This is a genomic window from Streptomyces sp. NPDC059564, from assembly GCF_042735575.1.
Taxonomy (GTDB): Bacteria; Actinomycetota; Actinomycetes; order Streptomycetales; family Streptomycetaceae; genus Streptomyces.
In genome coordinates this window covers 1-9122 of sequence record NZ_JBHWBP010000313.1, presented here as the reverse complement: position 1 = coordinate 9122, position 9122 = coordinate 1, and the positions used below count along the sequence as shown (strand labels likewise).

Here is a 9122-nt window from a genome sequence, read left to right as displayed (position 1 = left end):
TGTTGTGTATAAGAGACCGGGGGAGGCCGGGGGCTCCGCCCCGGACCCCGCGCCTCAATCGCCGGCGGGGCTCGGTGCCGCCGCCGCTGCGCCCGGGACGGCCGGGGCACCCGGCCGGGCGGAGCGCGTCCGCCCCGGTGCCATCGCCCCGGTGGCGCCCCGCGGGCTGCCGCGCAGCGTGTGGGCCCTGCCCCCGGTGATCGTGCTCGCGCTGGTCTTCCTCTATCCCCTCGCGCTGGTCGTCCAGCAGTCCTTCAGCCCCGAGAACGGCGGCGGCGCCTTCGACGCCTACTCCCACGTCTTCGCCTCCACCGCCTTCCGCGAAGCGCTCGGCACCACCGTGTGGCTCGCCGTCGGCTCGACCGCCGGCTGCCTCGTCCTCGGCTTCACGCTCGCGCTGATCATCGCCTTCGTGCCCTTCCCCGGAGCCAAGGCCGTCGCCAAGTTCATCGACGTCTTCCTCTCCTTCCCCTCCTTCCTCATCACCCTCGCCCTCCTGTTCATCTACGGAACGGTGGGCATGGCCAACGGGGCCTGGACCGACGCCTTCGGCGTCTCCGAAGGCCCCTTCCACTTCCTGGCCACCCCCTGGGGCGTCCTCCTCGCGGAGATCACGTACTTCACGCCCTTCGTGATGCGCCCGCTGCTCGCCGCCTTCTCCCAGCTGGACACCGCCCAGCTGGAAGTGGCCGCCGGCCTCGGCGCCCGCCCCGCCCGGATCATCCGGCAGGTGATCGTCCCCGAGGCCCTCCCCGCCCTCGGGGCGGGCGGCAGCCTGGTCCTCGTCATGTGCCTGAACGAGTTCGGGATCGTCCTGTTCACCGGAGCCAAGGACGTCACGACCCTGCCGATGCTCATCTACGGCAAGGCGATCCTCGAATCCGACTACGCGGCCGCCTGCGTGGTCGCCGTCGTCAACATCGCGATTTCCGTCGGCCTGTTCGGCCTCTACCGGGTGGTGGGCAAGCGTGCTGGTGCATAGCAAGAGCGGCCGCTGGGCCGCCTGGGGCCTGTTCGGACTCCTCTTCCTGCCCCTGTTCGCCCTGCCCCTCCTCGTCGTGGTGGCCGCCTCCTTCTCCACCCACTGGTCCGGCGCCTTCCCCTCCGGCCCGACCACCGAGAACTACGCCTCCGCCGTCCAGGGCGAATCCCTCCAGGCCCTCACGACGTCCCTGGTCACCGCCCTGACCGCCAGCCTGCTCGCGCTCACCGTCGGCACCTGGGCCGCGCTGGCCGCCGCCGGGCTGAGGAAGCACGGGAAGCGCAGCCTGGACGCCCTGTTCATGCTGCCCGTCGCCGTGCCGTCCGTGGTCGTGGGCCTCGCCGTGCTCGTGGCCTTCAGCCGGCCGCCGGTGCTCCTCAACGGCACCAGCTCCATCGTCATCCTGGCGCACACGATTCTTGTCACGGCGTTCGCCTATCAGTCGGTTTCGGCGGCGATCGTACGTCTCGACCCCGCCTACGAGCAGGCGGCGGCCTCCCTCGGGGCCCGTCCCGGCTACGTGTTGTGGCGGGTCAAACTCCCGCTCCTGCTGCCGTCCCTCACCGCGGCCGCCGGGCTCTGCTTCGCCCTGTCCATGGGCGAGCTGAGCGCCACGATGATGCTCTACCCCCCGGACTGGATGCCCCTCCCGGTCCGCGTCTTCACCGCCACCGACCGCGGTTCGCTCTTCAGCGGCTCCGCCGTGGCCGTGGTCCTGATGGCGACCACCCTCCTGGTGCTGCTGGCCGTCTCCCGCATCCGCACCAGGGCCTCCTACCGCTGACCTTCCCCACCACCCCCGCTGACTCCCTTTCCCCGTAAGGAAGTTCCATGCCCAGCAAGATCCTGCTCCGTGTCACCGCCGCCGTCACCGGCAGCCTCGCCCTCGCCGTCTCCCTGACCGCCTGCGGCGGCTCGGGCTCCACCGCCTCCTCCGACGGCTCCAAGGGCGGCGAGAAGGTCGTCACCGTCTACAGCGCCGACGGCCTCAAGAGCGACAAGGGCGACGGCTGGTACGACAAGGTCTTCGCCGAGTTCACCAAGAAGACCGGCATCGAGGTCAAGTACGTCGAGGGCGGTTCCGGCGAGATGGTGCAGCGCGCCGTCCGCGAGAAGACCAACACCCAGGCCGACGTGCTCGTCACCCTGCCCCCCTTCATCCAGCAGGCCGACGGCAAGGGACTGCTCCAGGCGTACAAGCCGCAGGGCTCGGACAAGGTCAACGGCGGGGACAAGTCCGCGGACGGCAAGTGGACCTCCGTCGTCAACAACTACTTCGGCTTCGTCTACAACAAGAAGGAGCTCCCCACGGCCCCCAAGACCTGGGAGGAGCTGCTGGACGGCAAGTTCAAGGGCAAGCTCCAGTACTCCACCCCGGGCGTGGCGGGCGACGGCACGGCCGTGCTCATCAAGGCCATGCACGACTTCGGCGGCAAGGAGCCGGCGAACGAGTACCTGAAGAAGCTCCAGGCCAACAACGTCGGCCCGTCCTCCTCCACCAGCAAGCTCGCGCCCAAGACCGACAAGGGCGAGCTGCTCGTCGCCAACGGCGACGTCCAGATGAACTTCGCGCAGTCCAAGTCCATGCCGAACCTGGGCATCTGGTTCCCCGCCAAGGACGGCGGCAAGCCCACCACCTTCGCCCTCCCGTACGCGGCCGGCCTGGTCGACAAGGCCCCGCACACCGAGAACGGCAAGAAGCTCCTCGACTTCATGCTCGCCGAGGAGGCCCAGAAGCTGGTCAGCGAGGTCGGCGGCGGCTTCCCGGCCCGTACGGACGTCAAGCCGACCGACGCCAACGCCGTCGAGCTGACCAAGATCCTGGGCGGCGTCGAGATCTTCGAGCCGGACTGGGCCGACATCGACAAGAACCTCACCGCCTACGTCGACGCGTGGAAGTCGGCGACCGGCAGCTGACGCGACACCTTCCGGTCACCCACGACCGGAAGAGTGACGAGTGCATAACGGGTCTGGACCGAAGGAGCCTCGCGGCCCCTCGGTCCGGACCCGTCGCACGCCCGCACCACAGGCACCACCCACAGCACTGGCACCACCAGCACCACCGGCACCACAGGAACACCGCACCACCCCAGCGCCTCGCTCCTGCCCCCTGCCTGCTCACTTGCTCCTGGAGGAGTACGTGTCCCCTGTCCTGTCCGGACGGACCCTCGCCGTGGCCGCCACCGCCACGGCCCTGCTCGCCACCGCCCTCGGCGCCCACACCGCCGTCGCCGCCCCCACCGCGACCACCGACAAGGTCCTCGTCATCGGGATCGACGGCACGGTCCTCGACCGGGTCAAGGCCGCCAACGCCCCGAACCTCAAGGGCCTGATGGCCCAGGGCCTGACCGCCCGCAGCACCCTCTACGCGAGCCCGATGGCCGCCACCTCCTCGGGCCCGGGCTGGTCCACGATCGCCACCGGCGTCTGGCCCGACAAGCACGGCGTGAAGGACAACTCCTTCACCGGCAAGAACTACGCCGCCTACCCGGACTTCCTGACCCGCATCGAGAACGCCAAGCCGACGCTCAACACCTACGCGGCCGCCGACTGGGAGCCCATCACCTCCACCGACGCGGGCGGCCCGATCTTCTCCCCCAAGGTCGACAAGCGCCTCTCCCTCAAGGGCGACCGCGACGGCTACGGCAGCGAGGACCCGAAGATCGCCGCCGCGGCCTCCGCCGAACTGCAGGGCCAGAACCCCGACGCCGCCTTCGTCTACTTCGGCCAGGTCGACGGGGCCGGACACTCCTACGGTGCCGCCAGCCAGCAGTACCTCGACGCGATCGCCCGCGTCGACGTGATGGTCGGCCAGCTCCTCACCGCCGTTCAGAACCGTCCGACCTACGCCCAGGAGAACTGGAAGGTCCTGGTCACCACCGACCACGGCCACACCGACGCCGGCGGCCACGGCGGCTCCACCATCCAGGAGCGCGGCACCTTCGTCATCGCCAAGGGCGCCGGGATCCCCGCCGGTTCGGTACGGGACGACGTACGGCTCGTCGACGTTGCCGCGACCGCGCTCGCGCAGGTCGGCGTCCCCTCGGCCGGACTGGACGGCGTACCGCTGAACGCCCCCGACAACGACGCCTTCGACACCCTGCGCCCGAACCTGCAGGCCCGCGTGGACGAGACCGGAATCCCGGCCGCCACCAAGGGGTTCACGCACACCCCGCCGGCCGGCTGGGCCGTCGACAACTCCAAGATGGGCACCGGCGGCGTCACCGAGTGGGCCGGATGGGCCTTCGCCACCGACGAGTTCTGGAGCCAGTCGCAGCGCGACCAGTGGCGCGAGCTGAACGTCCGCTCCCGTGACGTCTTCGCCGTCGCCGACTCCGACGAGTGGGACGACAAGAGCCACACCGGCTCCTTCGACTCCACCCTCATCACCCCCAAGTGGCCCGTCACCGGCGGCACCACGCGCACCCTGGCCTTCCAGACGCACTACCGCCACGACGCCGGCCAGAGCGCGCAGGTCCTCGTCTCCTACAACGGCGGCGCCGCCACCGTCGTGAAGAACTACACCGCCGACGCCGTCGCCAAGGGCGAGTCCATCGCCCTCCAGGTCCCGGCCGGCGCCACCGACGTCCAGGTCCGCTTCCGCTACAGCGGCAGCAACAACTGGTACTGGACCGTCGACAACGTCACCCTGGGCTGACCCGCCCGCCCTCCCGGGGCCTGTCCGGGCCGTGGACGCCCGCCGCGTCCACGGCCCTCGGCCGCTAGGGTGGTACAGACCAGAGGTCTCCGAGGTCAGAGGCCTCCCCGCAGAGCGGAGAACAGTCCCGTGGCAGAGCGCAAGCCGATCGAATCCTGGCTCACCGACATGGACGGGGTCCTCATCCACGAGGGCACCCCGATCCCCGGAGCGGATGCCTTCATCAAGCGGCTGCGCGAGTCCGGCAAGCCCTTCCTGGTGCTGACCAACAACTCCATCTACACCCCGCGCGACCTCCAGGCCCGGCTCAGCCGCATGGGTCTGGACGTGCCCGTCGAGAACATCTGGACCTCGGCGCTCGCCACCGCCAAGTTCCTCGACGACCAGCGCCCGGGCGGCACGGCCTACGTCATCGGCGAGGCGGGCCTGACCACCGCCCTCCACGACATCGGCTACATCCTGACCGACCACGAGCCCGACTACGTGGTCCTCGGCGAGACCCGCACCTACAGCTTCGAGGCCATGACCAAGGCCGTCCGGCTGATCAACGCGGGCGCCCGCTTCATCTGCACCAACCCCGACGAGACCGGCCCCTCCACCGAGGGCCCGCTCCCCGCGACCGGCGCGGTCGCCGCGCTGATCACCAAGGCGACCGGCAAGAAGCCGTACTTCGCCGGCAAGCCCAACCCGCTGATGATGCGTACGGGCCTGAACGCCATCGGCGCGCACTCCGAGAGCAGCGCGATGATCGGCGACCGGATGGACACCGACGTCCTGGCCGGGCTGGAGGCGGGCATGCAGACCTTCCTCGTGCTGACCGGCCTGACCTCGGTCGAGGACACCGAGAAGTTCCCGTACCGCCCGACGAAGACGGTCGACTCCATCGCCGATCTGGTCGACCTGGTCTAGGGCCGTCCGGGCGGGCCGTTAGCGCGTACGGCTGACACAGACGGGCCAAGAGAGCGCCGCTCCGGATGCGGAGCGGCGCGTCGCGCGTGAATCTCCTTGTTGAGGAGGTTCACCATGCGCAGTTCTCTGATCGCACTCCGTGTCGCGGGGGTGGCCGTCACCCTGACGGCAGCCACCATCGTGACCGCCCCCGCCGCGCTCGCGAACGAGTGGGACCGCGGCGGCGTCTCGGCGGACCCGAACCCGGTCGAACCAGGGGCGCAGGTGAGGATCCGGGTCCGTGGCTGTGACGGCGACCGGGCGATCGCCCTCTCCCCGGTCTTCGTCTCCGAGGCGCACCTGACGTCGGGGCGCGACGAACGCCGCTCCCTCCACGGCGAGACGATGATCAGCTCGCACGCCCGGACCGGCTGGCACGAGATCAAGGTGAAGTGCGGCGGCCGTGACGGCGGCGGGGACGGCCGTGACGACGGCCTGCGCGGCTCCATCGAGATCCGCGAGCGCGACCACCACCGCCCCGATCCCCACCACTCGCCGGTCTGGCCGGTCCACGCGGGCGGCGGCGGCATGTCCGCGCAGGTCGCCGAGACCACCCGGCTCGCCGCGGCCGCCAAGAAGAGCCACGGCGGGGACGGCCCCGGGCTGCGGGAGACCGTGATCGGCGCCGTGCTGGCCGCGGCCGCCAGCCTGGCGGTCGCAGGCCGGGCCCTGACCCTGCGCCGCCGCCGCAACGGCGGATGAGCGAGGCCAAGGCCTCCGCCGGCGGCCGGCTGCTGACCTTCGCCGCCTGGTCGGTGCTGGTGCTCGTGCTGTGGGCGTGGGGCAAGGAGATCACCGGGGTGCCGCCCACGGCTCCCGGCGGCGCCGGCGGACCGGCGGGACCGGGCCTTCCGGCCGCGCGGGTCCCGCTCTCCGCGGCGATGCCCGCGCGGATCGACGTACCGGCGATGGGGGTGCAGGCTCCGGTGATCGCGCGGGGCCTGGACACGGACGGGGCGATCGAGCCGCCGCCGTACGAGCTGCCCGGCACGGTGGGCTGGTGGGGCGCGGGCCCCGCACCCGGCGCGGCCGGGACGGCGCTGATGGTGGGCCACGTGGACACGAAGTCCAAGCCCGCGGTGTTCTTCGGCCTGAGCACGCTCAAGGCGGGGGAGAAGATCCGCGTGGCCCGGGCGGACGGGACGGTCGCGGAGTTCACGGTGGAGGACGTACGGGTCTACGAGCGCGCGGGCTTCGACCCGCACCAGGCGTACGGGCCGCGGGTCAAGGGCCGCGCCGAACTGCGGCTGGTCACCTGCGGCGGCACCTACGACAAGACGGCCCGGCAGTACTCGGCGAACGTGGTGGTCTCCGCCTACCTGACGGGCGCCGGAGCCAAACCGACCACGCCGGCGTAGTGGCCCGGCGGTTTGGTGGCACGACGAAGAAGTCCCCCGCAGCTTTCGCCGCGGGGGACTTCTTCTTGTCTGTGCGCCGCCAGGGACTCGAACCCCGGACCCGCTGATTAAGAGTCAGCTGCTCTAACCAACTGAGCTAGCGGCGCTTGGTGACAGGGAAAACTCTACCCCACCTCCAGAGGTGCTCGTGACCAGCCGCGCCCGCGTTGTCCGATTAACCCATGTTTAGGGGGTTTGTCGTGCACGATATGTCTGGGTCGAGTCGCATCTGATGCCCCGCCAGATGCGTGCGCGGCTGCCCAGTGGACGAGCAGGGGAGTGGACGGAACCGCATGACGATGCAGCCTCCGGTGCATGTGCCGATGCCGACACCGATGCCGATGCCGGCCTTCGAGGAGTACGAGCCCGCGGGCGACTGCGTGTGCCTGGGGTGCACGCAGCGGCGCCGCGCCCTCGCGCGCGGGCGGGCCATAGGGCTCCGCGACGGCGGACACCCCGCCGTGCGCGGGGCCCGCCGGGCGCTGGTGCTGGCCACCGCCGCCGGAGTGGTCCTCGGCGGTGGCGGGTCGGCCGCGCTGGCCGTGAGCAAGCCGTTGCCCGGTCCCGGGCCGGTGGCTCTGGACGACCCGGGCACCCCGCAGGGCGGCCGGGCCCCGCTGCACGGCCGTCCCGCGGCCGGACGCCCGCCGGGCGGCCGGCCCGGCGCGCCCGCGCTCGCGCGGCGCATCGACCGCACGACGATCATCAACCGGGCGAAGCTGTGGCTGGACGCCCAGGTCCCCTACAGCATGTCCGAGTACTGGACGGACGGCTACCGGCAGGACTGCTCGGGCTACGTCTCCATGGCCTGGAACCTTGGTACGAACGAGTGGACCGGCAGCCTCGACACCTTCGCGACGAAGATCACGAAGGAGGAGCTGCTGCCGGGGGACATGCTGCTCTTCCACAACCCGGCGGACCCCAACAAGGGCTCGCACGTGGTCCTCTTCGGCGGCTGGGTCGACGAGACGCGCACGCACTACATCGCCTACGAGCAGACCCGCCCGACGACGCGGAGGCAGGCGACGCCGTACGGGTACTGGAACAACTCCGAGAAGTACCTGCCGTACCGGTACAACGGGGTGACGGGCGGGATCGTGCCCGAGGTGCCCGCGCCGGGCCCCAACCCGCCGAACACGACGGTCTACCCGGGCGCGGCGAAGTTCGGGCCGGGGGCCGACAACCCGTACGTCGCCGAACTCGGCAAGATGCTGATCGGGCGCGGCGGCCTGCGGTTCTACCCCAAGGGCGCGAGCAACAAGTGGAGTGACTCCGACCGGCTGGCCACGCAGGCGTTCCAGCAGGCGCAGGGCTGGACGGGTGCCGACGCCGACGGCATCCCCGGCGAGCACACCTGGCGGCTGCTGGTGCAGCGCCAGGGCAAGGACATCCCGCCGACGCGGACCGGCCATCAGGGGCCCGCCGGGGTGCCCGCGTACCCGGGGCCGGCGGTCTTCAGGCCGGGGCAGTCCCATCCGGCGCTCGTCGCCATGGGCCGCCAGCTGCTGAAGAAGGGCTTCGGCAAGTACTACACGTCCGGCCCGGGGCCCCGCTGGAGCGAGGCCGACCGCCGCAACGTCGAGGCATTCCAGCGCGCCCAGGGCTGGCGCGGCGCCTCGGCCGACGGTTACCCGGGCCCGGAAACCTGGCGCCGGCTGTTCGCATGACGGAGGCAACGATGTACCCCACGCGCACCACAACCACCACGGGCACCTACCACCCCCCGACCGCGCCGCCCCGCCGCCCCGCCACCCCCGCGCAGCCGGCGACACCGCCCGCCGAGTCCCCGCCGACGGCGCCCCTGGCCCCGCCGACGGCCAGCTACCCGGCGCACCGGAACCCGCCGCTGGCCGGCGACCCCGCGCGCTCGGCGCACCCGGACCCGCTGACGGCCGGCGACCCCGCCCGGGCGGCGGCGTCCGCGCCCCGGGGCGCCCCGGAGCCGGCCTGGCCGACGCCCCCGAACGCCGGTCCCGAGCCACTGGCACCCACCCCCGGGACGACCGAGCCCGAGCGGCCGTCCGCCGCTCCCCCGGCCGCGGGGGCCGCCGCTGCCCCCGCGGCGGAACCCCACCCTGCCCGGCCTCGGTACCGTATGCAGAACAGACGCGTCCGGCGAGATGGGGCGGGGAGTTCG

Annotated in this window: 8 protein-coding genes, 1 tRNA gene and 1 pseudogene; 9 read left to right on the top strand and 1 reads right to left on the bottom strand. The window is 71.8% G+C overall.

Features of this window, described 5'->3' with window-relative positions:
• The first annotated feature begins 4 nt into the window (after nt 1-4).
• The 7 genes from ACFV0Q_RS33160 to ACFV0Q_RS33130 all read left to right on the top strand — a co-directional run bounded on the left by ACFV0Q_RS33160 (nt 5) and on the right by ACFV0Q_RS33130 (nt 6946).
• On the top strand, nt 5-982 hold the full coding sequence (locus ACFV0Q_RS33160) for a 2-aminoethylphosphonate ABC transporter permease subunit (RefSeq protein WP_385010444.1): 978 nt from the start codon (nt 5-7) through the stop codon (nt 980-982).
• A complete protein-coding gene (locus tag ACFV0Q_RS33155) occupies nt 969-1766 on the top strand; it encodes an ABC transporter permease (protein WP_385010441.1) in 798 nt (265 codons plus the stop codon). The genes ACFV0Q_RS33160 and ACFV0Q_RS33155 overlap by 14 nt, the downstream gene beginning before the upstream one ends.
• A gap of 47 nt (nt 1767-1813) precedes the next feature.
• Nucleotides 1814-2899 carry a 2-aminoethylphosphonate ABC transporter substrate-binding protein gene (locus ACFV0Q_RS33150; protein ID WP_385010439.1) on the top strand — a complete coding sequence of 362 codons (1086 nt, stop codon included), beginning with the start codon at nt 1814-1816 and terminating at the stop codon, nt 2897-2899.
• A 223-nt stretch (nt 2900-3122) separates the two neighbouring features.
• A complete protein-coding gene (locus ACFV0Q_RS33145; RefSeq protein ID WP_385010437.1) occupies nt 3123-4640 on the top strand; it encodes an alkaline phosphatase family protein in 1518 nt (505 codons plus the stop codon).
• A gap of 129 nt (nt 4641-4769) precedes the next feature.
• Complete coding sequence (locus tag ACFV0Q_RS33140; RefSeq protein ID WP_266839219.1) at nt 4770-5549, top strand: HAD-IIA family hydrolase; 780 nt, start codon at nt 4770-4772, stop codon at nt 5547-5549.
• 114 nt (nt 5550-5663) lie between these two features.
• Complete coding sequence (locus tag ACFV0Q_RS33135; protein ID WP_385010435.1) at nt 5664-6290, top strand: hypothetical protein; 627 nt, start codon at nt 5664-5666, stop codon at nt 6288-6290.
• Nucleotides 6287-6946 (top strand): class F sortase, encoded by a 660-nt coding sequence (locus tag ACFV0Q_RS33130; RefSeq protein WP_385010433.1) that lies wholly within the window; start codon nt 6287-6289, stop codon nt 6944-6946. The genes ACFV0Q_RS33135 and ACFV0Q_RS33130 overlap by 4 nt, the downstream gene beginning before the upstream one ends.
• A 72-nt stretch (nt 6947-7018) precedes the next feature.
• Here the strand turns inward: ACFV0Q_RS33130 and ACFV0Q_RS33125 are convergent.
• A tRNA-Lys gene (locus ACFV0Q_RS33125) sits at nt 7019-7092 on the bottom strand.
• A gap of 228 nt (nt 7093-7320) precedes the next feature.
• Here ACFV0Q_RS33125 and ACFV0Q_RS33120 point away from each other — a divergent pair.
• Entirely contained in the window at nt 7321-8652 is a 1332-nt protein-coding gene (locus ACFV0Q_RS33120) for a peptidoglycan-binding protein (RefSeq protein WP_385010442.1), read from the top strand.
• Nucleotides 8653-8663: 11 nt separating this feature from the next.
• Nucleotides 8664-9122, top strand: a pseudogene (locus tag ACFV0Q_RS33115) (hypothetical protein); the annotation flags it as partial.

Bases quoted from the DNA above. Each gene is read 5' to 3' on its own strand.
- ACFV0Q_RS33150 (WP_385010439.1), top strand. From the start codon at position 1,814: ATGCCCAGCAAGATCCTGCTCCGTGTCACCGCCGCCGTCACCGGCAGC.
- ACFV0Q_RS33135 (WP_385010435.1), top strand. From the start codon at position 5,664: ATGCGCAGTTCTCTGATCGCACTCCGTGTCGCGGGGGTGGCCGTCACC.
- ACFV0Q_RS33130 (WP_385010433.1), top strand. From the start codon at position 6,287: ATGAGCGAGGCCAAGGCCTCCGCCGGCGGCCGGCTGCTGACCTTCGCC.
- ACFV0Q_RS33120 (WP_385010442.1), top strand. From the start codon at position 7,321: ATGCCGATGCCGGCCTTCGAGGAGTACGAGCCCGCGGGCGACTGCGTG.